Origin of the sequence: Cellulomonas chitinilytica, from assembly GCF_016862675.1 — a bacterium.
Classification (GTDB): domain Bacteria; phylum Actinomycetota; class Actinomycetes; order Actinomycetales; family Cellulomonadaceae; genus Cellulomonas; species Cellulomonas chitinilytica.
Map to the genome: position 1 here is coordinate 110643 of NZ_BONK01000011.1, position 22730 is coordinate 133372.

The 22730-nt window shown below is 73.3% G+C and carries 23 protein-coding genes; 11 read left to right on the forward strand and 12 right to left on the reverse strand.

Annotation, left to right across the window (positions count from 1 at the left end):
• Window positions 1-31: 31 nt before the first annotated feature.
• From Cch01nite_RS15795 to Cch01nite_RS15805, 3 genes are all read left to right on the forward strand, one after another.
• Window positions 32-853 (forward strand): methyltransferase domain-containing protein, encoded by an 822-nt coding sequence (locus tag Cch01nite_RS15795; RefSeq protein WP_203757146.1) that lies wholly within the window; start codon window positions 32-34, stop codon window positions 851-853.
• Window positions 854-980: 127 nt separating this feature from the next.
• Window positions 981-2207, forward strand: a complete 1227-nt coding sequence (locus Cch01nite_RS15800) for a methyl-accepting chemotaxis protein (protein WP_203757148.1) — start codon at window positions 981-983, stop codon at window positions 2205-2207.
• 71 nt (window positions 2208-2278) lie between these two features.
• The gene (locus Cch01nite_RS15805; protein WP_203757150.1) at window positions 2279-3064 is read left to right on the forward strand and encodes a fumarylacetoacetate hydrolase family protein; all 786 of its coding nucleotides are present in this window, start codon (window positions 2279-2281) and stop codon (window positions 3062-3064) included.
• A 133-nt stretch (window positions 3065-3197) separates the two neighbouring features.
• Here Cch01nite_RS15805 and Cch01nite_RS15810 read toward each other — a convergent pair whose 3' ends face one another.
• Complete coding sequence (locus Cch01nite_RS15810; protein ID WP_203757151.1) at window positions 3198-3398, reverse strand: hypothetical protein; 201 nt, start codon at window positions 3396-3398, stop codon at window positions 3198-3200.
• A 116-nt stretch (window positions 3399-3514) separates the two neighbouring features.
• On the opposite strand from Cch01nite_RS15810, the gene gltX reads away from it, so the two are divergent.
• Both gltX and Cch01nite_RS15820 read left to right on the forward strand, forming a co-directional pair.
• Window positions 3515-5023, forward strand: a complete 1509-nt coding sequence (gltX, locus tag Cch01nite_RS15815; protein ID WP_203757153.1) for a glutamate--tRNA ligase — start codon at window positions 3515-3517, stop codon at window positions 5021-5023.
• Entirely contained in the window at window positions 5020-5760 is a 741-nt protein-coding gene (locus Cch01nite_RS15820; RefSeq protein ID WP_203757155.1) for an HAD family hydrolase, read from the forward strand. Before gltX ends, Cch01nite_RS15820 begins: the two co-directional genes overlap by 4 nt.
• A gap of 7 nt (window positions 5761-5767) precedes the next feature.
• Here the strand turns inward: Cch01nite_RS15820 and Cch01nite_RS15825 are convergent, their stop codons facing one another.
• From Cch01nite_RS15825 to Cch01nite_RS15845, 5 genes are all read right to left on the reverse strand, one after another.
• Window positions 5768-6508, reverse strand: a complete 741-nt coding sequence (locus tag Cch01nite_RS15825; protein WP_203757157.1) for a class I SAM-dependent methyltransferase — start codon at window positions 6506-6508, stop codon at window positions 5768-5770.
• A 39-nt stretch (window positions 6509-6547) separates the two neighbouring features.
• Entirely contained in the window at window positions 6548-7351 is an 804-nt protein-coding gene (locus tag Cch01nite_RS15830) for an inositol monophosphatase family protein (RefSeq protein WP_203757159.1), read from the reverse strand.
• 49 nt (window positions 7352-7400) lie between these two features.
• Window positions 7401-8474, reverse strand: coding sequence for a ribosome small subunit-dependent GTPase A (gene rsgA, locus Cch01nite_RS15835; RefSeq protein ID WP_203757167.1), 1074 nt, complete (start codon window positions 8472-8474; stop codon window positions 7401-7403).
• Window positions 8474-9808, reverse strand: a complete 1335-nt coding sequence (gene aroA / locus Cch01nite_RS15840) for a 3-phosphoshikimate 1-carboxyvinyltransferase (protein ID WP_203757169.1) — start codon at window positions 9806-9808, stop codon at window positions 8474-8476. The genes rsgA and aroA overlap by 1 nt, the downstream gene beginning before the upstream one ends.
• A gap of 61 nt (window positions 9809-9869) precedes the next feature.
• Window positions 9870-10379: a DoxX family protein gene (locus tag Cch01nite_RS15845; RefSeq protein WP_203757171.1), complete on the reverse strand. Its 510-nt coding sequence runs from the start codon at window positions 10377-10379 to the stop codon at window positions 9870-9872.
• A 208-nt stretch (window positions 10380-10587) separates the two neighbouring features.
• On the opposite strand from Cch01nite_RS15845, the gene Cch01nite_RS15850 reads away from it, so the two are divergent.
• Both Cch01nite_RS15850 and rsrA read left to right on the forward strand, forming a co-directional pair.
• Window positions 10588-11340 (forward strand): sigma-70 family RNA polymerase sigma factor, encoded by a 753-nt coding sequence (locus Cch01nite_RS15850; protein ID WP_275407219.1) that lies wholly within the window; start codon window positions 10588-10590, stop codon window positions 11338-11340.
• Entirely contained in the window at window positions 11337-11624 is a 288-nt protein-coding gene (gene rsrA, locus Cch01nite_RS15855; protein WP_203757175.1) for a mycothiol system anti-sigma-R factor, read from the forward strand. The genes Cch01nite_RS15850 and rsrA overlap by 4 nt, the downstream gene beginning before the upstream one ends.
• Window positions 11625-11816: 192 nt before the next feature.
• Here rsrA and Cch01nite_RS23060 read toward each other — a convergent pair whose 3' ends face one another.
• Entirely contained in the window at window positions 11817-11891 is a 75-nt protein-coding gene (locus tag Cch01nite_RS23060) for a 50S ribosomal protein bL37 (protein ID WP_373309952.1), read from the reverse strand.
• A 108-nt stretch (window positions 11892-11999) separates the two neighbouring features.
• On the opposite strand from Cch01nite_RS23060, the gene Cch01nite_RS15860 reads away from it, so the two are divergent.
• The 3 genes from Cch01nite_RS15860 to Cch01nite_RS15870 all read left to right on the forward strand — a co-directional run bounded on the left by Cch01nite_RS15860 (window position 12000) and on the right by Cch01nite_RS15870 (window position 14657).
• Window positions 12000-13091, forward strand: coding sequence for a type IV pilus twitching motility protein PilT (locus Cch01nite_RS15860; protein WP_239070752.1), 1092 nt, complete (start codon window positions 12000-12002; stop codon window positions 13089-13091).
• A gap of 139 nt (window positions 13092-13230) precedes the next feature.
• Complete coding sequence (locus tag Cch01nite_RS15865) at window positions 13231-14046, forward strand: DUF4097 family beta strand repeat-containing protein (protein WP_203757179.1); 816 nt, start codon at window positions 13231-13233, stop codon at window positions 14044-14046.
• Window positions 14046-14657: a PadR family transcriptional regulator gene (locus Cch01nite_RS15870; RefSeq protein ID WP_373309949.1), complete on the forward strand. Its 612-nt coding sequence runs from the start codon at window positions 14046-14048 to the stop codon at window positions 14655-14657. The genes Cch01nite_RS15865 and Cch01nite_RS15870 overlap by 1 nt, the downstream gene beginning before the upstream one ends.
• An 88-nt stretch (window positions 14658-14745) precedes the next feature.
• Here Cch01nite_RS15870 and Cch01nite_RS15875 read toward each other — a convergent pair whose 3' ends face one another.
• Window positions 14746-15345, reverse strand: coding sequence for a GDSL-type esterase/lipase family protein (locus Cch01nite_RS15875; RefSeq protein ID WP_203757182.1), 600 nt, complete (start codon window positions 15343-15345; stop codon window positions 14746-14748).
• A 211-nt stretch (window positions 15346-15556) separates the two neighbouring features.
• Entirely contained in the window at window positions 15557-15727 is a 171-nt protein-coding gene (locus Cch01nite_RS15880) for a hypothetical protein (protein WP_203757184.1), read from the reverse strand.
• Window positions 15728-15820: 93 nt separating this feature from the next.
• Here Cch01nite_RS15880 and Cch01nite_RS15885 point away from each other — a divergent pair, with 93 nt between their 5' ends.
• A complete protein-coding gene (locus Cch01nite_RS15885; RefSeq protein ID WP_203757186.1) occupies window positions 15821-16780 on the forward strand; it encodes a GlxA family transcriptional regulator in 960 nt (319 codons plus the stop codon).
• Between the two features lie 111 nt (window positions 16781-16891).
• On the opposite strand, the gene Cch01nite_RS15890 is transcribed toward Cch01nite_RS15885, so the two are convergent.
• From Cch01nite_RS15890 to Cch01nite_RS15900, 3 genes are all read right to left on the reverse strand, one after another.
• A complete protein-coding gene (locus tag Cch01nite_RS15890) occupies window positions 16892-20650 on the reverse strand; it encodes a multifunctional oxoglutarate decarboxylase/oxoglutarate dehydrogenase thiamine pyrophosphate-binding subunit/dihydrolipoyllysine-residue succinyltransferase subunit (RefSeq protein ID WP_203757188.1) in 3759 nt (1252 codons plus the stop codon).
• 285 nt (window positions 20651-20935) lie between these two features.
• Complete coding sequence (locus tag Cch01nite_RS15895) at window positions 20936-21751, reverse strand: ABC transporter permease (RefSeq protein WP_203757190.1); 816 nt, start codon at window positions 21749-21751, stop codon at window positions 20936-20938.
• Window positions 21751-22725, reverse strand: coding sequence for an ATP-binding cassette domain-containing protein (locus Cch01nite_RS15900; RefSeq protein ID WP_203757198.1), 975 nt, complete (start codon window positions 22723-22725; stop codon window positions 21751-21753). Before Cch01nite_RS15900 ends, Cch01nite_RS15895 begins: the two co-directional genes overlap by 1 nt.
• Window positions 22726-22730 lie beyond the last annotated feature (5 nt).

Consider the following 22730-nt stretch of genomic DNA (forward strand, 5'->3'; position numbering starts at 1 on the left):
ATCCACCGGTTCGAAATGGTTACAGTTCGATGTGAACACGCCGGCGAACCCCGATGTCTACACGCACGGGCACCACGAGTCGGTGCTGCGCTCCCACCGGTGGCGCACCGCCGAGAACTCCGCCGGCTACCTCCTGCCCGCGCTCGTGCCCGGCACGCGCCTGCTCGACGTGGGCTGCGGGCCGGGCTCGGTGACGATCGACCTCGCCGCCCGTCTCGAGCCCGGTGAGGTCATCGGCGTGGACACGTCCGAGGCGGTCGTGGAGATCGCGCGCGACGCCGCCAAGGAGGCCGGCGCCTCCAACGTGACGTTCGAGGTCGCCGACGCGTACGCGCTGCCGTTCGAGGACGACACGTTCGACGTGGTGCACGCGCACCAGGTGCTCCAGCACCTCACCGAGCCCATCTCGGCGCTGCGCGAGATGCGGCGCGTGACGCGGCCCGGCGGCCTCGTCGCCGTCCGTGACGCCGACTACTCGGGCATGACGTGGTACCCGCCGTCGCCCGGGCTCGACGAGTGGCTCGCGCTCTACCACGAGGTCACGCAGGCCAACCGTGCCGAGGCGAACGCCGGTCGCAAGCTGCTCGCCTGGGTGCGGGAGGCCGGCTTCGACCCCGCCGGGATCGTGCCGAGCGCCGGCGTGTGGTGCTACGCGACGCCCGAGGACCGGACCTGGTGGGCGGGCCTGTGGGCGGACCGCTCGGTCGCCTCCAACTTCGCGGCGCAGGCCATCGACCACGGTCTCGCCGACGAGGTCGGTCTCGAGCTGCTCGCGGACGCGTGGCGGGAGTGGGGCGAGCAGCCCGACGGCTGGTTCGCCGTGCTGCACGGCGAGGTCCTCGCCCGCGTCTGACCGGCTCCGAACGGGTGGTCGTCGGCACTGCGTGACCGGGACCGGTCAACACTGCCGGTCGGCGGCCGATGGGACCGGCAATGAGGTGCCTGCCGTCGCGCCTCCTTGTACCGGATCGGAATCCTTCATGCGTGGTTGGCGCGGACTGTCCATCGGCCGACGGATGTACTCCGTGTTCGGCGTGCTCACCGCCATGACCGGCCTGGCGATCGGCCTGGGGGTCATGGCGACGCACAGCCAGCACGGGTACGCCACCCGGATCGCCCAGCTCGTCGAGGACGACGCGGCGGTCGCAGCCCTCGCGACCCAGCAGGACGCCGCGCAGCGGCAGTGGTTCCTCGCGATGCTCGCCCTCGGCGTCGTGGCCGTGGGCTTCGCGACGTTCGCTGCGGGCAAGGTCACCCGCGACGTCTCCCGCCCGGCGGGCCGGATCCTCGACGTCGCCGTCGCGATCTCGCGCGGCGACCTGTCCCAGCGCACCGGGCTCGACGGCGGCGGCGAGATCTCGCGCGCCGGGGCGGCGCTCGACGGGGCGATCGCGTCGATGTCCGTCCTCGTCGGGCAGGTGACGCAGACCGCCTCGCACACGTCCGAGACGGCCGACAGCGTGCGCGACGCGTCGCGCGCCGGTGCGCGCGCCGCCGGTGAGACGTCCGCCGAGGCCGAGGCCGTCGCCGTCTCGGCCCAGGAGGTCTCCCGCACCGTGCGGACCGTCGCGGCGGGGGCCGAGCAGATGGGCGCGAGCATCCGGGAGATCGCGCAGAACGCGTCCGAGGCCGCCAAGGTCGCCGCGCACGCCACCGAGGTGGCCGTCGCGACGAACGACCAGGTCGCCAAGCTCGGGCTGTCCAGCCAGGAGATCGGCAAGTTCGTCAAGGTCATCACGTCCATCGCGGAGCAGACGAACCTGCTGGCCCTCAACGCGACGATCGAGGCGGCGCGCGCCGGGGAGGCCGGCAAGGGCTTCGCGGTCGTCGCCGGTGAGGTCAAGGAGCTCGCGTCCGAGACGGCCCGCGCCACCGAGGACATCGCCCGCCGGGTCGAGGCCATCCAGGACGACACGAAGGCCGCGGTCGCGGCGATCGCCGAGATCTCCCAGATCATCGAGCGCATCAACGACTACCAGCTCACCATCGCGTCGGCCGTCGAGGAGCAGACCGCCACGACGAACGAGATGTCCCGCGGTGCGGTCGACGCGGCCGGCCGGGCCGGCGAGATCGCCTCGAGCATCACGTCCGTCGCCACGAGCGCCTCGACGAGCGCCCACGCGCTGTCCACGGTGGACGAGAGCATGGACGGCATCGTGGCGCTCTCCCAGGAGATGGCGGGCACGATGGCGGCGCTGCGGGTCTAGGTCGTCCTCGGGTGGCCGGACGGCGCGGACGCCGGCGCGTCGAGGCCCGGGGGACGCCCTAGGCTTCGAGCGTGCGCATCGCGAGATTCACCACCGGAGGAGACCCCCGCTACGCCCTCGTCGAGGGGGAGCCCGGCGCGGAGGAGCTCGTGGTCATCACGGGCGACCCGCTCTACACGCCGGTGCAGCCCACGGGCGAGAGCATCCCGCTCGACGACGACGCCGTGCGGCTGCTAGCCCCGGTGATCCCGCGCTCGAAGATCATCGGCGTCGGCCGCAACTACGCGGACCACGCCAAGGAGATGGGCAACGAGGTCCCGACGGCGCCGCTGCTGTTCCTCAAGCCCAACACCTCGGTGATCGGCCCGGACGACCCGATCGTGCTGCCGGACTGGACCGAGCACGTCGAGCACGAGGCCGAGCTCGCCGTCGTCATCGGCAAGGTCACGAAGGACGTCAGCCCCGAGCGTGCGCTCGACCACGTGTTCGGCTTCACCGTCGCCAACGACGTCACCGCGCGCGACATCCAGCGGTCCGACCTGCAGTGGACCCGCGCCAAGGGCTTCGACGGCTCGTGCCCCATCGGTCCGTGGATCGTGCCGGGGCTCGACGTCGACGACCTCGGCGTGAGCGCGCGGGTCAACGGCGAGACGAAGCAGGACGGCCGGACGTCGCAGATGATCTTCGACACCGCGTACCTCGTGTCGTACGTGTCCGAGGTCTTCACGCTGCTCCCCGGCGACGTGATCCTCACGGGCACGCCCGCCGGGGTGAGCCCGATCGTGGACCGCGACATCGTCGAGGTCGAGGTCGAGGAGATCGGCGTGCTCCGCAACCCGGTGCTGCGCCGCAGCTGACGGGAGCGCGACGAGGTCGCGGACGAGCGAGCGTGCTCCGCAACCCGGTGCTGCGCCGCATCTGACCGGAGCTCGACGAGGTCGCGGACGAGCGAGCGTGCTCCGCAACCCGGTGCTGCGCCGCAGCTGACGTTCAGCCCTGGCGGCCTGCGGCGAGGACGGGCGACGAGGCGGCGCGCAGCATCCTCAGGTCCGGCGGGTCCCACGGGTCGACGGCGTCGTCGTCGGCGGGTGCCGGTGCGGGCAGCGGGGCGATGTCGGAGGGCAGGAGGACCTCGCGGAGCCACGGCGTCACGTGCGCCGTGGCGCGGGTCGCGCCCGGATGGCTGGACATGGTGCGGACCTCTCGTCGTCGAGCGGGTGTCGGTGACGCCCGTGTGGGAAAGGACCTCGCGGGGCGGCCCGTGATACGTCGACCGGGTCCTCCGCGGACGCAACTACCCTGGTCCCGTGACCACCCCCGCTCCTGCCGGCTCCGCCGTGCGCGTCCGCTTCTGCCCGTCGCCGACCGGGACGCCGCACGTCGGCATGATCCGCACGGCGTTGTTCAACTGGGCGTACGCCCGCCACACGGGCGGCGCGTTCGTGTTCCGCATCGAGGACACCGACGCGGCGCGCGACTCCGAGGAGAGCTACCTGCAGCTCCTCGACGCGCTGCGCTGGCTGGGCCTGGACTGGGACGAGGGCGTCGAGGTGGGGGGCCCGCACGAGCCGTACCGGCAGTCGCAGCGCTACGACCTGTACGCGGACGTGGTGCGGCGCCTGGTCGAGGGTGGGTACGCGTACGAGTCGTTCTCGACGCCCGAGGAGATCGAGGCCCGGCACAAGGCGGCGGGCCGCGACCCGAAGCTCGGCTACGACGGGTACGACCGCGACCTCACGGACGAGCAGAAGGCGTCCTACCGTGCCGAGGGCCGCGAGCCGGTGCTGCGCATCCGGATGCCCGACGAGGACATCACGTTCACGGACCTGGTCCGGGGCGACATCACGTTCAAGGCCGGCTCGGTGCCGGACTACGTGATCGTGCGCGCCAACGGCCACCCGCTGTACACGCTGGTCAACCCGGTGGACGACGCGTTCATGGGGATCACGCACGTGCTGCGCGGCGAGGACCTGCTGTCGTCGACCCCGCGTCAGGTCGTGCTGTACCGCGCCCTGCTGGACCTCGGGATCGCGAGCGTCGTCCCGCAGTTCGGGCACATGCCGTACGTGATGGGGGAGGGCAACAAGAAGCTCTCGAAGCGCGACCCGGAGTCGGACCTGTTCCTGCACCGCGAGCGCGGCTTCACGCCCGAGGGGCTCCTGAACTACCTGGCCCTGCTCGGCTGGGGCATCTCGCCGGACAACGACGTGTTCACGATGGCGGAGCTCGTCGCGGCGTTCGACATCGCCGACGTCAACCCGAACCCGGCGCGGTTCGACCTGAAGAAGGCCGAGGCGATCAACTCGGCGCACGTGCGCCTGCTCGCGGCCGACGACTTCCGCGACCGGCTCGTCCCGTACCTGCACCGCGGCGGCCTGGTCCCGGCGGACTCGTACGCGGACCTGGAGCCGGCGCACCGGGCGCTGCTCGACGCGGGCGCGCCGCTCGTCCAGGAGCGCATCACGCTGCTCGGCGAGGCCGTCCCGATGCTGGGCTTCCTGTTCGTCGCGGACGACGCGCTCACGATCGAGGACGACGCACGGGGTGCCCTGCGCGAGGACTCCGTCGCGGCGCTCGACGCCGCGCACGCCGCCCTCGCCGCGCTCCCCGAGGACGGCTTCACCACGGCGGCGACCCAGGAGGCCCTGCAGGCCGCGCTGATCGACGGTCTGGGCCTCAAGCCCCGGTTCGCGTTCACGCCGCTGCGTGTCGCACTGAGCGGCCGTCGGGTGTCGCCGCCGCTGTTCGAGTCCATGGAGATCCTCGGCAAGGCGTCGACGCTGGCTCGTCTCGCGACGCTGCGCGCCACGCTGTGACGGGGACGCCGCGGGTCGACGGTGTGCTGTTCGACATCGACGACACGCTGGTCGACACCCGGGGCGCGTTCGTCGCGGCGCTCGGGATCGTCACGCGGCGCTACCTGCCGACGCTGCCGCCCGAGCGCCACGACGAGGTCGTCGCCGTCTGGCGGGCGGACGTCAACGGGCACTACGCGGCCTACACGCGCGGCGAGGTCGGGTACACCGAGCAGCGGATGGCCCGCGCCAACGAGCTGCACGCCCGGTTCGGCGGGCCGGCGCTCGACGCCGACGCGTACACCGGGTGGAACGCGGTGTTCGAGGACGGGTTCTCGTCCGCCTGGGCGGCGCACCCGGACGTCGCCGAGGTCGTCGACCGGCTGCTCGGCGCCGGCGTCGCCGTCGGTGCGCTGTCGAACGCGTCGGTCGCGTACCAGACGTCGAAGCTCGAGCGCGTCGGGCTCGTCGACCGGGTCCCGATGCTCGTCGGCGTCGACACGCTCGGCTACGGCAAGCCGCACCCGGACGTGTTCGCGGAGGCGTGCCGCAGGCTCGGCACGGAGCCTGCGCGGACGGCGTACGTGGGCGACGAGCTCGACGTCGACGCGGAGGCCGCCCGTGCCGCAGGGCTGCTGGGGATCTGGCTGGACCGTCCCGGTGGACGGCGGCACCCGATCTCCGACGAGCGGGTCGTGCGGGCCGGCGTCACGGTCGTGCACGCCCTCGACGCGCTGCCGGACGTGCTCGGCCTCTGAGCCGCCGTCAGGCCAGCAGCGCCCGCCAGCACTCGGTGCGGTACGGCAGGTCGACGGTGTCGCGCCCCCGCAGGTCGGGGTGGGTCGCGACGAGCTCGTCGATCGCGTCGAGGAGCGCCTCGCGCTCGTCGTCGGGCAGCACCAGGAGGTGGCTGCGGCTCGCGGCGAGCAGCCGCAGGTCGGCCGGCCGCATGGGTGCCGCCCACCGGAACGTCGCGTGCTCGGGAGCCGTGAAGCGGTCGCCCAGCGCGGGTTCGGCGTACACGGTGGTCAGCGTGTCTCCCCGGTGCACGATCTCCGTCCACCGGCCCACCCAGTCGGTCTCGTCGTCCCGGATGTTCCACAGCACGGCCACCTGCCCGTGCGGCCGCAGCACGCGGGCGAGCTCCGCGGACGCCGTCGGCGGGTCGAACCAGTGCCACGCCTGCGCGACGGTCACGGCGTCGACGGAGGCGTCGGGCAGCCCCGTCGCGTCCGCGGTCCCAGCGCGGGCGTCGACGCCTGGAAGGCTCCCGACGAGCTCGGCGCGCATGGCGTCCGACGGCTCGACGGCCACGACGTGCAGGCCCAGCCCGACCAGCTCGGCGGTGAGCTTGCCCGTGCCGGCGGCGAGGTCGAGCACGTCCCGCGCACCCTCCGGCACGACCCACCGGACCACGTCGGTGGGGTACCCGGGCCGGGCCGCGTGGTAGGCGCCGGCACCGCGCTCGAACGACGCGGCGCGGTCCTCACGGTGCGGTTCGGTCATGCCTTCGATCGTGCCAGCCGACGGCGCCGACGCGACCGGTCAGTCCTCGGGCAGCGGGTCCAGGACCTCGAGCGCCGCCTCGTGCAGCAGCCCGTTCGACACGAGCGCGGACCCGCCGAACGGCCCCGGCACCCCGCGCACGGACGTGAACCGCCCGCCCGCCTCCGTGACGATCGGCACGAGGGCCGCCATGTCGTGCAGCGCGAGCTCGGGCTCGCACGAGACGTCCACGGCGCCCTCGGCGACGAGCACGTGCGACCAGAAGTCCCCGTACGCCCGCGACCGCCACACGGTCCGCTCGAGCGTCAGCAGGTTGTCGAGCTGCCCGTGCTGCCGCCATCCGGACAGGCTCGAGTACGACAACGACGCGTCCGACAGCCGGTCCACCGCGGACACCCGCAGGCGGGACGCCGCCGCGAGCGACTTCCCGGTCCACGCCCCGGACCCCTGCGCGGCCCACCAGCGGCGGCCCAGGGCAGGCGCACTGACGACCCCGACGACGACCTCGTCGCCGTCGAGCAGCGCGATGAGCGTGGCCCACACGGGCACGCCGCGGACGAAGTTCTTCGTGCCGTCGATCGGGTCCACGACCCAGCGGCGCGGCCCGTGGCCCGTGTCGGGCATCTCCTCGCCCTGCACGGCGTCCCGGGGGCGGGCCCGTGACAGCTGGCCGCGGATGAGCTCCTCCGCGGCCTTGTCCGCGTCGGACACGGGCGTGAGGTCCGGCTTGGTCTCGACGCGCAGGTCCTGAGCCTTGAACCGGGACATCGTCAGGCCGTCCACCTGGTCGGCCATCACGTGCGCGAGGCGCAGGTCGTCGTCGTACCCGGGGCGCAGGTTCATGCCGCTCACCGTAGCGGCTGGCGCCTCGCGGACAGGCAGGTCACGCCGGTCACGGACGGGACGGTTCGCGCGGGTCGTCCGCGGTGCCCAACCGGCTCGCCAGGAGACGCCGGAACGACTCGACCCGGGCCGCCCGGGCGGCCCGCGTGACGTCGTCGGGGGAGTCGGCGACCCAGTCGTCGAGCGCGCAGTCCGGGGAGTCGTCGCTGTGCGTGCAGCCGCGCGGGCACTCCTGCGACACCTCCGCGAGGTCCGCGAACGCACCGAGCAGGTGCTGCGGGTCGACGTGCGCGAGCCCGAACGACCGGACACCGGGCGTGTCGATGACCCACGTCGGGCCCGCCGTCGCCGGCACCCGCAGCGCGACCGCCGAGGTCGACGTGTGCCGCCCGCGACCGGTCACGTCGTTGACGACACCCACCGCGCGGTACGCGTCGGGGACCAGCGCGTTGACGAGCGTCGACTTGCCCACGCCGGAGTGCCCGACGAGCACCGACGTGCGGCCGTCGAGCGCCGCGCGCACGTCCTCCAGCCCGTGGATCGTGCGGCTCTCCTTCAGCCCTTCGGTCCGGGTGACCACGACCCGTACGCCGATCGGCGCGTACATCCCGACCAGGTCCGCGGGGTCGGCGAGGTCGGCCTTCGTCAGGGCCAGCAGCGCGTCCATCCCGGCGTCGTAGGCGGCCGCGACGCACCGGTCGATCATCCTCGTGCGGGGCTCGGGGTCGGCCAACGCGGTGACGATGACGAGCTGGTCGGCGTTCGCGACGATGACCCGCTCGACGGGGTCGGTGTCGTCGGCAGTCCGGCGCAGCACCGTGCGACGCTCGCCGATCCGCACGATCCGGGACAGCGACCCGTCGTCGCCCGTGGTGTCGCCCACGAGGTCCACCCGGTCGCCGGGGACCACCCGCTCGCGGCCCAGCTCGCGGGCCTTCATCGCGATGGCCCGGCGCTCGTCGGGCCCGTCGGGGTCCACCAGCACGGCGTACCGGCCGCGGTCGACGCCCGTGACCAGCGCGGTCTCGGCGTCGGCGTGCTCGGGGCGCTGCTTGGTGCGCGGTCGCGACCCACGGCCGGGACGCACGCGGACGTCCCGTTCGTCGTAGCGCCGCGTCGGCATCAGGCGGGCGCCGTCCCCGAGGTGGTGTCGGCACCGCCGGCGAGCATGCTCGTCCACATCCCGACGAAGTCGGGCAGCGTCTTGCCGGTGGTCGCGACGTCCTCGACCTCGAGCCCGGGCACGCGCAGCCCGACGAGCGCGCCGGCGGTCGCCATCCGGTGGTCCTCGTACGTCCGCCACGTGCCCGCGGCGAGCGGTCGCGGCGTGATGACGAGCCCGTCCGCGGTCTGCTCGGCCTGGCCGCCGACGCGCGTGATCTCGTTCGCCAGCGCCGCGAGGCGGTCGGTCTCGTGCCCGCGCAGGTGCGCGATGCCGCGCAGCCGGGTGGGGGAGCCGGCGAGGACCGCCAGCGCCGCGATCGTGGGCGCCAGCTCGCCGGCGGCGTGCAGGTCGAGATCGACGCCGCGGACGACGCCGGTGCCGGAGACGCTCAGGACGTCGCCGTCGAGGCTCGTCGTGCCGCCCATCCGCTCGAGGATGCCCGGCAGCAGGCCCCCCGGCTGCGTCGTCGACGACGGCCAGCCCGGCACCCGGACGGTCCCGCCCGCCACGAGCGCAGCGCACAGGAACGGCGCCGCGTTCGACAGGTCCGGCTCGACCCGCACGTCGCGCGCCGCGACCGGGCCGGGCGAGACGTGCCAGATCGCCGGCCGGGAGTCGTCCACCTCGACGCCGGCCGCCCGCAGCACCGCGACCGTCATCTCGATGTGGGGCAGGCTCGGCAGCGTCCGCCCGGTGTGCCGGACGGTGAGGCCCTGGGTGAACCGCGCGGCCGCCAGCAGCAGGCCCGAGACGAACTGGCTGGACCCCGACGCATCCACGTCGACCTGGCCCCCGAGCAGCCCGCCGCGTCCGTGCACCGTGAACGGCAGGTGGCCCGGCTCGCCGTGCTCGTCGACCCGGACGCCGAGCTGGCGCAGCGCGGCGAGCACGGGGCCCATGGGGCGCACGAGCGCGGTCGCGTCGCCGTCGAACCGGACCGGCCCGTCGGCGAGGGCCGCGACGGCGGGCAGGAACCGCATGACCGTGCCGGCGAGCCCGCAGTGGATCGTGGTCGCGCCCGTGAGCGAACCGGGCGTGACGACCCAGTCGGCGCCCTCGTCGTCGACGGCCACCCCGAGCGAGCCGAGCGCCTGTGCCATGAGCCGCGTGTCGCGCGAGCGCAGCGCCCCCCGGAGCCGGCCCGGGCCGTCGGCGAGCGCGGCCAGGACGAGGTAGCGGTTGGTCAGCGACTTCGACCCGGGCACGTCGACCAGCGCGTCGAGCGGCCCGAGCGCCTGCGGGGCGGGCCACAGGGCGGCGGCCGAAGGGGTCGCGGCGTCGAGGAGCGTCATGGCGCCCAGGTTAGTGCCCCGGCCCCCGGCGACCCCCGGCCGTCCATCGCGGTGCGGGCCGTCAGTCGGTGCTGGTCGCGGCCCGTTCCTCGAGCGCGTGCTGGACCCGCCAGCCGATCCCCGGACGCCCCTCACGGTCCGCGGCGACGAGGACGGCGCCCGCGGCGAACGCCAGCGCCCGGACGAGCCGGTCGCGGCGCTGACGGCGCAGCACCCGGTCGCCGGCGTCCGCGCGCTTGTCGGGGAGGTTGACGACCACGAGGGGCGCCGTCAGCGCGGCCAGGGCGAGCGCCGCGGTCCGCGGGGCCTTGCCGAGCGCGAGCAGCACACCCGCGCCGGCGAGGGCGGCGCCGTGGAGCTGGACGGCGGTCGTGAGCTGCCGGTCGGTGAGCTCCCGGCGCAGGACGCCGCCGGGCACCACGTCGATCGCGGCCTCGGGCAGCCGGGCGCGCCAGGCGGTGAGGGCCGCCGAGGCGTCCGCGGCGTGCGGCGCGGGGTGCCGGACGACCCCCAGGCCCTCCGAGATGAACCAGGAGGCGAACAGCGAGCGGGCGACTCGGCGCAGCAGCACGGGCTTCTCCTCCTCCGGCGCGCGGCGCGCGCCCTGCGGGTCACGCTAGTGCCGAGGTGGGGCCGCCGCACCGTCGCGGGACCGGGTGCTGGACCGGGTGCTGGACCGGGTGCGAGATCGGGCACGGGACCGGCCGCAGGGCCGACCGTGGGACGGCGTGCCGGGCGGGTGCGGGAATGGTCGTCGGTCGGTCGTGGTTGTGCTCCGCATGAGCTGCGCCGCCCCGACGCGACCCGAGACCCGACAGGCCGCCGTCGCGACGCTCGACGCCCTGTTCCGTCCGTGGACCCCGCCCTCAGGTGCCCCCCAGCAAGACGGACTAGGCTCGCGGGCGATGAGCGAGGACATCAACCGCGCCCCCGAGTCCGAGGACGACGCGGCACGCACCGAACGGTTCGAGGCCGAAGCGCTGGTCTACCTGGACCAGCTCTACGGCGCTGCCCTGCGCATGACGCGCAACCCCGCGGACGCGGAGGACCTGGTCCAGGAGACGTTCGCGAAGGCGTTCGCCGCGTTCCACCAGTACCGGCCCGGCACGAACCTCAAGGCGTGGCTCTACCGCATCCTCACCAACACGTACATCAACTCGTACCGCAAGAAGCAGCGCGAGCCGCAGCAGTCCCGGTCGGAGGAGATCGAGGACTGGCAGCTCGCGCGGGCCGAGTCGCACACGTCGAGCGGGCTGCGGTCCGCCGAGGCCGAGGCGCTCGACCACCTGCCCGACTCCGACGTCAAGGACGCCCTGCAGCGGATCCCCGAGGAGTTCCGGATCGCTGTGTACCTGGCCGACGTGGAGGGCTTCGCCTACAAGGAGATCGCCGAGATCATGGGCACGCCGATCGGGACGGTGATGTCCCGGCTGCACCGTGGCCGCGCCCAGCTGCGCGACCTGCTCGCGGACTACGCGCGCGGTCGTGGGCTGGTCGCCTCGGCGCCGACCGCACCGGAGGGTGCTCGATGAGCGAGTGGGAGGAGCCGGCAGAACAGCTCGCCGGCGGCTGCGGCAACAACTGCACCGACGCGTTGGACCGCCTGTGGGAGTACCTCGACTCCGAGCTCCCGGACCTCGACGCCCAGACCGTGCGCTCGCACCTCGCGGAGTGCCGGGGCTGCCTCGAGGAGTACGACGTCGACGTCGTGGTCAAGCACCTCGTGAAGCGGGGGTGCCAGGAGGTGGCCCCCGAGGCGCTGCGCCTGCGCATCCACGAGCAGCTGACGGTGATGCGGGTGACGGTCACCGACTGACCCGGTCGCGGTCGTCGGACCGGACGTGCCGGGGCCTGGTGCCCCAGGACTTGCCGAAGGTCCGGTGCCCAGGACGTGCCGAAGGCCCGGTGCCCAGGACGTGCCGAAGGCCCGGTGCGAGGCACCGGGCCTTCGTGCGTCCCGGTGGCGTGCACCGGGCGGGTCCTGCTCTGCGGATGACCGCCGGACGACTCAGGCGTTCGGGCGGTTGCCGTGGTTGGCGGAGTTGCCCTTGCGGGAACGACGCTTGCGGCCGCGCTTGCTCATCGATGTCTCCTCGGGTTCTGGCGCCCGTGCTGCGCGCCGGACTCGTCCCATGGTCCCACATCCGGCGGGCCCTCAAGTCCGCGTCCCGATCGGCCGATGTTCACTGACGTGACGAAGCCTGCGACGCAGTCCGTGATCCCGTTCCTGCACGCCCTCGCGAGCACGGGTGGCTCCGACCTGCACTGCAAGGTGGGGTCGGCCCCGCGGGTGCGCGTCGACGGGCGCCTGCGCAAGCTCCAGGTCCCGGACCTGAAGCCGGCGGACACCGAGCGGATGCTCGAGGAGGTGCTCCCGGACGACCTCGTGGAGGCCTTCCGCGAGTCGCGAGAGGCGGACTTCGCGTACTCGCTGTCGGGCGTCGGGCGGTTCCGCGTGAACGCCTACCAGGCGCGCGGCACGTACGGCCTGGTGTTCCGGCGGGTCGCCGTGGGCGCCGAGTCGCTCGGCGACCTCGGGATGCCCGAGGTGGTGGGGGAGCTCGCGCTCGAGCCCCGTGGCCTGGTGCTGGTCACGGGCCCGACGGGCTCCGGCAAGACGACGACGCTCGCGTCGATGGTCGACCTCATCAACACGTACCGCGAGGTCAACATCGTGACGATCGAGGACCCGATCGAGATCCTGCACCAGGACAAGAAGGCGATCGTCTCGCAGCGCGAGGTGCGTCAGGACACGGCCGACTTCACGGTCGCGCTGCGTGCCGCGATGCGGCAGGACCCGGACGTGATCCTGGTCGGCGAGATGCGTGACGTGGAGACGGTCCGGGCCGCCCTGTCGGCCGCGGAGACCGGTCACCTCGTCCTGTCGACGCTGCACACGATCGACGCGCCCGAGACGATCAACCGCATCATCGACTTCTTCCCGCCGCACGAGCAGAAGCAGGTCCGGGTCGCCCTGTCGCAGGCGCTGCGCGGGATCGTCTCGCAGCGCCTCGTGCGCAAGGCCGACGGCAACGGCCGCCAGCCCGCGGTGGAGGTGATGGTCAACACGGGCCGCACGGCCGAGGCGATCCTCGAGCCGCAGGACGCGCCGCCGCTGCTCGACCTCATCCGTGAGGGCGACTTCTACAAGATGCAGACGTTCGACCAGCACCTGTTCCGGCTGGTCCGGGACGACGTGGTCACCTACGAGGAGGCCATGGCGGCCTCGTCGAACCCGCACGACCTCACGGTCGAGCTGCGTCAGGCCGGCCTGGCGATGTGACGCCTCGCGACGGCCGCCCTGCGACGGGGCGGCCGTCGCGGCGTGCCCGGAAACGCGATATGACGCGTCACTTGCCTTGCCGCGCAACGCGATATAACGTGTCCGTCGGAACGAGATATATCGCGAAGAGGAGCGTGACATGGCAACCGAGACCTGGGTCGTCGCAGGCCCGCAGATCATCGAGGTCGAGCAGATCGACTCCCTGAGGGTGCAGCTCGTCGGCGGCCGTGTCGACGTCGTCGCGCACGACGAGGACGGCGCGCGCATCGAGGTCCACGACGTCGACGGCCGGCCCCTCGAGATCGGCCTCGCGAACGGGGAGCTCCGGGTGGGCTACGCGTTCACGCTGAGCGGCTGGGAGGGGTTCGTCGAGAAGTTCCTCAACTTCCGGGACAAGGACCGCGCCGACGTGCACATCGCCGTCCCGCGCCACGTCGCGGCCAAGCTCGGCACGGTCAGCGCCGAAGGGCTTCTCGTGGGCATCGCCGAGGACTCGTCGGTCTCCACCGTGACCGGCTCGCTCGTGGTGGACGGCACGCGCGGCCGGCTCGCCGCGAAGACGGTGTCCGGCGAGGTCGTCGTCCGTGACCACGCGGGCGACCTGCGCCTCAACTCGGTGTCGGGCGAGCTCGCCGCGTCCGGGCAGCTGACCCTCGTGCAGGCGAACACCGTCTCGGGCTCGCTCACGCTCGACGTCACGGCCGGCACGTCGTCCGTGACCGCCTCGACGGTCTCCGGCGACGTCACCGTCCGGCTGCCCCAGGGGCACGGCGTGCAGGTCAAGGCGCAGTCCGTCTCGGGGCGCATCGTGATCGACGGCGAGGACTACAAGGGCTCCGGGCCGGGCCAGCGCAAGGTCGACCTCCGCACCGGCGACGGGGCGTGCTTCGTGCAGGCCAGCACCGTGTCCGGGCATGTCACCGTGCTGCGCGGTGCGGGGACGGGGGTCGGCTGATGATGGCTCCGGTGTTCGCGCACGGTCAGCTCCGGCTGTACCTGCTGTCCCTGCTCGAGTCGGGGCCCAAGCACGGCTACGAGCTCATCACGGCGCTCTCCGACCGCTTCGGCGGCACCTACCGCCCCAGCCCCGGCACGGTCTACCCCCGGCTCGCGAGGCTCGAGGAGGAGGGGCTGGTCCGCCGGGTCGACGAGGACCGCAAGAGCACGTACTCGCTCACCGACGCCGGGCGTGCCGAGCTCGCCGCCCGCAGCGACGACCTCGCCCATCTCGAGGAGGGCATCGCCGAGACGGTCCGCGAGCGGGCCGAGGAGGTCCGTGCCGACGTCCGCGGGTCCATGCGCGGCCTGCGCGCCGACCTCGCCGCCGCCGCCCAGCAGGCCCGCGCCTCCGCGGTCCCGCACACCCCGACACCGTCGGACGACCCGCGGCTCGCGTCCCACCTGCGGACGGCCGACGCCGAGGCGATGATCCAGCGGTTCCGGGACGAGATCCGGGCCGACCTGCGACGCGCCGACGCGCGCGGCGCCGTGGAGCAGCTGACGGTCGACACCCTGCGCACCGTGCTGGACACCGCCCTCACGGCGGTGCGCGCCACGCTGCGCTGAGGGTCACCATGCTTCCGTGGCGCTGGCGCAGGCTCCTCCTGCCGGGCGGCCCTGCGGGGTCGTCCGCCGGGCCGCTCGTGCTGAGCGGTCAGGCGCCGTCCTCGGGCAGCCCCAGCCAGGAGTGCCAACCCGTGTGCAGCACGAGCCAGGCCATCAGCCCGTACCCCGCCTGACCGGGCAGCACGCCGTTCCCGGCCGCCAGGTCGCCGAGCCACTGGTCGTGCGCCGCGAGCGGGCTGTACGTGTCGACGAACGGCACGCGGCGACGGTTCGCGACGTCGGCGAACGCCGCCGACAGGTCGGCGAGCTTGTCCGCCTCGGCCGTGCTGCCCGGCGGCGGCCCCACGACGAACGCGGGGATCCGCCGCTGCTCGGCGACGTCGAGGATGTTCGCGAGGTTGAGCCTGCTGCGGGCCAGCGACAGGCCGGCGGCGACGTCGGCCCGGCCGAGCGCCACGACGAGCCGGTTGTCCGCCTCGGGGGAGAGGCGGCGGGCGACCTCGTCCTCCCAGCGGGCGCCGAGGCCGGTGCTCGTCTCGCCGGGGACGGCGAGCGTCAGCACCGTCAGGGGGTCGGGTGTCGGTGTGCGCGCCGACACGCGACCCACCCAGCCCAGACCCTTCGGGTCGCCGACACCGGCGGCCAGCTCGTCGCCGACCACCGCGAGCCGCAGCGGCAGCTCACCCACGTGCACCACTCCTCGCCGTCTGCCCCTGCCCGGGCCCGGTCGGGGCCCGCGGACAAGTGTCGCAGTGCGAGGCGCGAGGCGTCGGCTCATCTCCGGGCCTGTCACGCTTTCGAGGTCCGGGCGAGCGGGAGCCGGACGAGCAACTGCGTGGCAGGCGCCGGGTGGGTCGGGTTGTGTGGCGCGGTTCAGCGCGCGAGGTGGGCTGCGCGGCTCAGGCGGCGCGGTACGGGTGGCTCGGGAGGTCCGTCGCGAGGTCGGACCAGTCGTCGTGCGAACGCGGTGCGCGGCGCTGACCGAGCCCGTCACGCCGGACGGCCGAGACGAGGCGAGCGACCATCCAGGCCGCGAGGACAAGGCCGAGAACAATCCAGAAGGTCGTCATGGCAGAAAGTCTTCTCCCGTCGACTCCCTGCCACGAGTGGCAGAACTGACGGCGACCGTTGATCTTCTGCCAATCCGCACGGATACTGACGAGATGCTCCGCTCCGTCGCCGCGATCGCGCTCCCCAACACCGCACCGTTCGAGCTCGGCGTCCTGTGCGAGGTCTTCGGCATCGACCGCACGGACACGGGGGGCCCGTCGTTCGACTTCACGGTGTGCGGCATCGAACCCGGTGTCGTGCCCACCAAGACCGGGTTCTCGCTCGTCGTCGAGCACGGCCTCGAGGCCACCCGGGACGTCGACCTCGTCGCCATGCCCGCCTACGGCGACACCGGCCCGGTGCCCGAGGTCGTCCTGGACGCCCTGCGCGACGCGCACGCCCGCGGTGCGTGGGTCCTGAGCATCTGCTCCGGGTCGTTCGCGCTGGGACAGGCCGGGCTGCTCGACGACCGGCGCTGCACGACCCACTGGATGTACACCGACGAGCTCGCCCGCCGCGTCCCCGCCGCCCGGGTCGACCCCGCCGTCCTCTACGTCGAGGACGACCGGATCATCACCAGCGCGGGCACCGCCGCCGGCATCGACGCGTGCCTCCACCTCGTCCGACGCGAGCTCGGCGCCGCCGCCGCGTCCGCCGTCGCGCGCCGCATGGTCGTGCCCCCGCACCGCGACGGCGGGCAGGCCCAGTACGTCGACACGCCGCTGCCCTGCGACGCGGACACCCTCGCGCCTCTGCTCGGCTGGATGGTCGAGCACCTCGACGAGGACCTGTCCGTCCCGGACCTCGCCGCCCGCGTGCTCGTCTCGGAGCGCACCTTCGCCCGCCGGTTTCGCGCCGAGACCGGCACCACCCCGGCCGCGTGGATCACCCGGCAGCGGCTCGTGCGCGCGCAGGAGCTGCTCGAGCAGAGCGACGTCGGGATCGAGGAGGTCGCCCGCCTGTGCGGGTTCGGGACCGCCGCCGTGCTGCGTCACCACTTCGCGCGCTCGCTCGGCACGAGCCCGCAGGCGTACCGGCGCACGTTCGCACCGGCCCCGGTGCCCGTCGGCTGAGTGACGTGCCTGTCGGCTGAGCGACGGTGCTGTCTGACGTGACGGCGCCTGTCAGCTGAGACGGCCGAGGCCCGCACCCCGGGACGGAGTGCGGGCCTCGGTGCGTCGACGTCAGCGGGCGAAGGCCTGCGTGACGAGATCGGCCTGCTGGGCCTGGTGCTTCTTGGCCGACCCGGCGGCGGGCGACGCCGACTCCGGGCGGGACACCACGTGCAGCGTCCGGCCGAGCACCTGCGGCAGGTGCATCGACAGGAACGTCCACGGGCCCTGGTTGCGGGGCTCGTCCTGCACCCACACGAGCTCGGCACCGTCGAACGGCGCGAGCGCCGCCTTCAGGCCGTCCTCGTCGAGCGGGTACAGCTGCTCGAGCCGGACGATCGCCGTCTGCTCGTCGCCCGACCGCACGCGCTCCGCGAGCAGGTCCCAGTAGACCTTGCCGGAGCACAGCAGCACGCGGGTGACCTGGCCGGCCTTGGCGGCGGCGAGGTCGTCGGGGATGACCGGGCGGAACGTGCCCGACGTGAAGTCCTCGACGGCCGAGGCGCCGGCCTTCAGGCGGAGCATCGACTTCGGCGTGAACACCACGAGCGGCTTGCGCGGGCGGTTGTACGCCTGACGACGCAGCAGGTGGAAGTGCGACGCGGGCGTCGACGGCTGCGCGATGACCATGTTCTCCTCGGCGGCCATCTGCAGGAACCGCTCGATGCGCGCCGACGAGTGGTCCGGTCCCTGGCCCTCGTAGCCGTGCGGCAGCAGCATGACGACCGACGAGCGCTGGCCCCACTTCTGCTCGGCGGAGGAGATGAACTCGTCGATGACCGTCTGGGCGCCGTTCACGAAGTCGCCGAACTGCGCCTCCCACAGCACGAGGGCGTCGGGTCGCTCGACGGAGTAGCCGTACTCGAAGCCGAGGCACGCGTACTCGGACAGCGACGAGTCGTACACCCAGAACTTCGCCTGGTCGGCCGACAGGTACAGCAGAGGCGTCCACTCGGCGCCCGTCTCCCGGTCGTGCATGACCGCGTGCCGCTGCACGAAGGTGCCGCGCCGCGAGTCCTGACCGGCGAGCCGCACCGGGGTGCCCTCGGCGAGCAGCGAGCCGAACGCGAGCACCTCGCCGTAGCCCCAGTCGATCCCGCCCTCGCGCGACATCTGCTCGCGCTTCTGGAGCACCTGCTGCAGCTTCGGGTGCACCGTGAAGCCCTCGGGCGGCCGCACGTGCGCGCGGCCGATCCGCTCGAGCATCGACGCGTCGACGGCGGTCTTCCAGCCGACCATCACGCCGGCGTCCTCGAGCTGCGACTCCGGGCGCTCCAGGCCGGCGACGGCCTCGGCCTCGGCGGGCGGCGGCGTCCAGCCGTCCTCGCGCGTCTCGGTGAACACCCGCTCGAGCTGCTGCTGGTAGTCCTGCAGCGCCTGCTCGGCCTCGGTGATCGTGATGTCACCGCGGGCGACGAGCGTCTCGGTGTAGAGCTTGCGGACCGAGCGCTTCGCCTCGATGAGGTTGTACATGAGCGGCTGGGTCATCGACGGGTCGTCGCCCTCGTTGTGACCGCGGCGGCGGTAGCAGAGCATGTCGATGACGACGTCGCGGTCGAACTGCTCGCGGTACTCGAACGCGAGCTCCGCGACGCGCACGCATGCCTCGGGGTCGTCGCCGTTCACGTGGAAGACGGGGACCTGCAGGCCCTTGACCACGTCGGTCGCGTACTGCGACGAGCGCGAGGACGACGGGCCCGTCGTGAAGCCGACCTGGTTGTTGATGATGACGTGCACCGTGCCGCCGGTGCGGTACCCGCGCAGCTGCGCCAGGTTCAGCGTCTCGAACACCACGCCCTGGCCCGCGAACGCCGCGTCGCCGTGGATGAGGATCGGGAGCACCGAGAAGCCGTCGCCGCCGAGGTCGATGCGGTCCTGCTTGGCGCGCACGACGCCCTCGAGGACCGGGTCGACGGCCTCGAGGTGCGACGGGTTCGCCGCGAGGTACACCGACGTCGTGGCGCCCGACTCCGACGTGAAGGTGCCCTCGGTGCCGAGGTGGTACTTCACGTCGCCCGAGCCCTGCACGGACTTCGGGTCCTGGTTGCCCTCGAACTCGCTGAAGATCTGCGCGTACGACTTGCCGGCGATGTTCGCGAGCACGTTGAGCCGCCCGCGGTGGGCCATGCCGATGCCGACCTCGTCGAGGCCCGCGTCGGCGGCCTTCGACAGGATCGCGTCGAGGATCGCGATGACGGACTCGCCGCCCTCGAGCGAGAACCGCTTCTGCCCGACGTACTTGGTCTGCAGGAACGTCTCGAACGCCTCGGCGGCGTTGAGGCGGCGCAGGATGCGCAGCTGGTCCTCGCGGGGCGTGCGGGCGTAGCCCGACTCGAGCCGCTCCTGGAGCCAGCGGCGCTGGCGCGGGTCCTGCAGGTGCATGTACTCGATGCCGATGGTGCGGCAGTACGAGTCGCGCAGCAGGCCGAGGACGTCGCGGAGCTTCGCGCGGGGCTTGCCGGTGAAGCCGCCCGTCGGGAACGTCCGGTCCAGGTCCCACAGCGTCAGGCCGTGGTTCTGGATGTCCAGGTCGGGGTGCTTGCGCTGGCGGTAGGCCAGCGGGTCGGTGTCCGCCATGAGGTGGCCGCGCGAGCGGTACGAGTGGATGAGCTCGCCGATCCGCGCCGGCTTGATGGCCTCGGCGTCGGGGTCCGTCGAGGAGTCGCGCACCCAGCGCACGGGCTCGTAGGGCACGCGCAGCGCGGCGAACACGCGGTCGTAGAAGCCGTCCTCGCCGAGCAGCTTGACCGACAGGATCCGCAGGAAGTCGCCCGACTGGGCGCCCTGGATGATCCGGTGGTCGTACGTCGAGGTCAGCGTGAGGACCTTCGACACGCCCATGAGGTTGAGGCGGTCCTCGGACGTGCCCGCGAACTCGGCGGGGTAGTCCATGGCGCCGACGCCGATGATCGTGCCCTGCCCCTGCATGAGGCGCGGCACCGAGTGCACCGTGCCGATGGTGCCGGGGTTGGTGAGCGAGATCGTGGTGCCGGCGAAGTCGTCGACCGTGAGCTTGCCGCCGCGCGCGCGCCGCACGACGTCCTCGTACGCCGTCCAGAACTGCGCGAAGTCCAGCGTGTCGGCCTTCTTGATCGACGGCACGAGCAGCTGGCGGGTGCCGTCGGGCTTGGCCAGGTCGATCGCGATGCCGACGTTGACGTGCGCGGGCTGGTTCACGCCCGGCTTGCCGTCGACGAGCGTGTACGAGGCGTTCATCGCCGGCATCTCGGCCAGGGCCTCGACGAGCGCGAACCCGATGAGGTGCGTGAACGAGATCTTGCCGCCGCGGCCGCGCGAGAGGTGGTTGTTCACCACGATGCGGTTGTCGACCATGAGCTTGGCCGGGATCGCGCGGACCGACGTCGCGGTCGGGACCTCGAGCGAGGCCTCCATGTTGGTGACGACCCGGGCGGCGGGGCCGCGCAGCTTCTGGACGTCGTCCTCGGCCTCGGGCTCGTCCGGGCGGGTGGGGCGCTGGGCGACCTCCGCGTAGGGCGCCGTGGCGGGCTGGGCGGTCGCGATCGGCGACGTGATGGCCGGCGGCTCGACGAACGTCGAGGGTCGGACGGGCGTCGCGACCGGGGCGGCGGCAGGAGCGGGTGGCGCCGCGGGCGGGGCGGCGGCCGGGGCCGGTGCGCTCCCGTTCGTGGCGGCCGGGGCGGGGGATCCGTCCGTGGCGGTCTCGTCGGGCTTGTAGCCCTCGAAGAAGTCCCACCACGCCGGGTCGACCGTGTTCCGGTCCTGGAGGTACTGCTGGTAGAGCTCGTCCACAAGCCATTCGTTCGCGCCGAAATCGGCACGCACCGAGTCAGGCTCCGCCTTCTGGGTCACGCTGGGATCGCCCACTTCCGCCTGCGGTTCGTGACCGCGTCGTCGCCGGATCTGTTGATGACAACACTACGACGTGGGAAGGGTCGGACCCGTTCACGGGACGGCCGGCACCGGGTGTTCTCACGACGGTTTCACCTGGTCGGCACACCAGGGTCAACGATGGGCAACGGGGGCCCACGCGCGACCTCAAGGCAGGGTGCGCCACGTGTCGGGCGAGGTCATGCCTCGACCGGCCCGTTTCATCCTCCGAGAGGGCCAGATCTCACCTGGTGGTACGAGCGAGGGTCACGTGACGTCCTGGCGTACGCGGGTGAACCGCCCGACCACCGCGAACAGGGCGCCGTACCCCAGCAGCACCAGCAGGCCCTGCCACCAGGGCAGGAGCTCGCCGAGCCCGGACTCCGAGTAGAAGCTGCCGCCCGACACCGCCTCGCCCGCTGCGCCCGGCAGGTACGACGCGACACCCGTGCCCCACGACGTGAGCGACAGCGTGAAGCGCAGCACGGGCTCGACGAACTGCGTGAACGCCAGGACGACGACCACCACGGCCACCTGGTTCGTGAGGACCGTGCCGAGCGCGACGCCGACGAAGGCCCACAGCGCGAGCGCGACGGCGGACAGCGCCAGCGTGCGCCACGTCGACGCGGCGTCGAGGAACGTGGGGTGCCCGAGCAGGCTCAGCACGGTCGCGCCCGCGCCCGCCGCGGCGGCGGTGCCGGCCACGCCGAACACCAGCCCCAGCCCGGCGCCGGACACGAGCTTCGCGACCAGCACGACGGTGCGCCGCGGCTCCGCGAGGAACGTCGGCGTGAGGGTCTGGTGGCGCAGCTCGGCCGGGTACGTCAGGGCGCCGACGACCAGCGGGAACACGTACCCGAACGTCACCGCGATCGTGTAGACGGACCGCGTCACGGCCTCGGGGGTCAGGACGAGGTCGTCGCCCCCGCCCTGGCCGGTGCTCGACATGCCGCCGCCCTCGGAGACGCCCCAGGCCAGCAGGGCGGCGAGGAACGCCATGTACGCGACCATCGCGAGCAGCAGGATCCACCACAGCCGGGTGGTGACGAGCTTGCGGTACTCGGTGACGAGCGCGGCGCGCATCAGGCGGCCGTCCCGTCCGTCGTGCCCGCACCCGGCTCCGGGGTCAGATCAGGGCCGGCCGTCGCCGACCGGTCCGCGACGAGCTCGAGGAACAGCCCCTCGAGCCCCGCGTCCCGGCCGGTCAGCTCGTGCAGCTCGACGCCTGCGGCGAACGCGGCCGCCCCAACGGTGGCCGTCGTGACGTCGACCAGCTCCGCGACCCCCGGCTCGTCGGAGCCGGCACGGGCCCAGCCGGCGCGTGCGACGAGGGCTGCCAGACCCGCGCCGTCGGGCGAGACGACGCGCACGCGCGGGCGGGCGAGCCCGGCCAGGTCGCCGAGCGACGAGGCGTGCACGAGGCGGCCGCGGGCGATGATGACGACGTCGTCGACCGTCTGCTCGACCTCGGACAGGACGTGGCTCGAGACGAGGACCGTGCGTCCTTCTGCGGCCAGGGTCCGCAGGAGCACGCGCAGCCAGCGGATGCCCTCCGGGTCGAGGCCGTTCGCGGGCTCGTCGAGCAACAGCACGGGCGGGTCGCCCAGCAGGGTGGTCGCGAGCCCGAGGCGCTGCCGCATGCCGAGCGAGAAGCCGCCGACCCGGCGGTCGGCCACGGCCTCGAGCCCCACCAGACGGAGCACGTCGGACGCCCGCGAGTCGGGGACGCCGACCTGCGGGGCGTACACGCGCAGGTGGTCGAGCGCGGTCCGTCCGGGGTGGAAGCTCGCCGCCTCCAGCGCCGCGCCGACCGTCCGTCCGGGGCGGTCGAGCTCGGTGTACGTGCGGCCGCCGATCGTGGCCGTGCCCGACGTGGGTCGCACGAGGCCCAGGAGCATCCGCAGGGTGGTCGTCTTGCCGGCGCCGTTCGGGCCGAGGAAGCCGGTGACCCGGCCCGGGCCGACCTCGAACGACAGGTCGTCGACGGCGCGCACGGCACCGAACGACTTCGACAGGCGGGCCACGCGGATCGTGCGGTCGTCCGTGCTCGGTGGCATGCCCG

Coding starts and splice junctions, on each gene's coding strand:
- Cch01nite_RS15830 (WP_203757159.1), bottom strand. CDS start 7,351: ATGAACCTGCGCCCCGGGTACGACGACGACCTGCGCCTCGCGCACGTG.
- Cch01nite_RS15800 (WP_203757148.1), top strand. CDS start 981: ATGCGTGGTTGGCGCGGACTGTCCATCGGCCGACGGATGTACTCCGTG.
- Cch01nite_RS15895 (WP_203757190.1), bottom strand. CDS start 21,751: ATGCGCGCCGCGCTCGTCACCGAGTACCGCAAGCTCGTCACCACCCGG.
- rsgA (WP_203757167.1), bottom strand. CDS start 8,474: ATGCCGACGCGGCGCTACGACGAACGGGACGTCCGCGTGCGTCCCGGC.
- rsrA (WP_203757175.1), top strand. CDS start 11,337: ATGAGCGAGTGGGAGGAGCCGGCAGAACAGCTCGCCGGCGGCTGCGGC.
- Cch01nite_RS15885 (WP_203757186.1), top strand. CDS start 15,821: ATGCTCCGCTCCGTCGCCGCGATCGCGCTCCCCAACACCGCACCGTTC.
- Cch01nite_RS15810 (WP_203757151.1), bottom strand. CDS start 3,398: ATGTCCAGCCATCCGGGCGCGACCCGCGCCACGGCGCACGTGACGCCG.
- Cch01nite_RS15865 (WP_203757179.1), top strand. CDS start 13,231: ATGGCAACCGAGACCTGGGTCGTCGCAGGCCCGCAGATCATCGAGGTC.
- Cch01nite_RS15880 (WP_203757184.1), bottom strand. CDS start 15,727: ATGACGACCTTCTGGATTGTTCTCGGCCTTGTCCTCGCGGCCTGGATG.
- Cch01nite_RS15870 (WP_373309949.1), top strand. CDS start 14,046: ATGATGGCTCCGGTGTTCGCGCACGGTCAGCTCCGGCTGTACCTGCTG.
- Cch01nite_RS15900 (WP_203757198.1), bottom strand. CDS start 22,725: ATGCCACCGAGCACGGACGACCGCACGATCCGCGTGGCCCGCCTGTCG.
- aroA (WP_203757169.1), bottom strand. CDS start 9,808: ATGACGCTCCTCGACGCCGCGACCCCTTCGGCCGCCGCCCTGTGGCCC.
- Cch01nite_RS15825 (WP_203757157.1), bottom strand. CDS start 6,508: ATGACCGAACCGCACCGTGAGGACCGCGCCGCGTCGTTCGAGCGCGGT.
- Cch01nite_RS15850 (WP_275407219.1), top strand. CDS start 10,588: ATGAGCTGCGCCGCCCCGACGCGACCCGAGACCCGACAGGCCGCCGTC.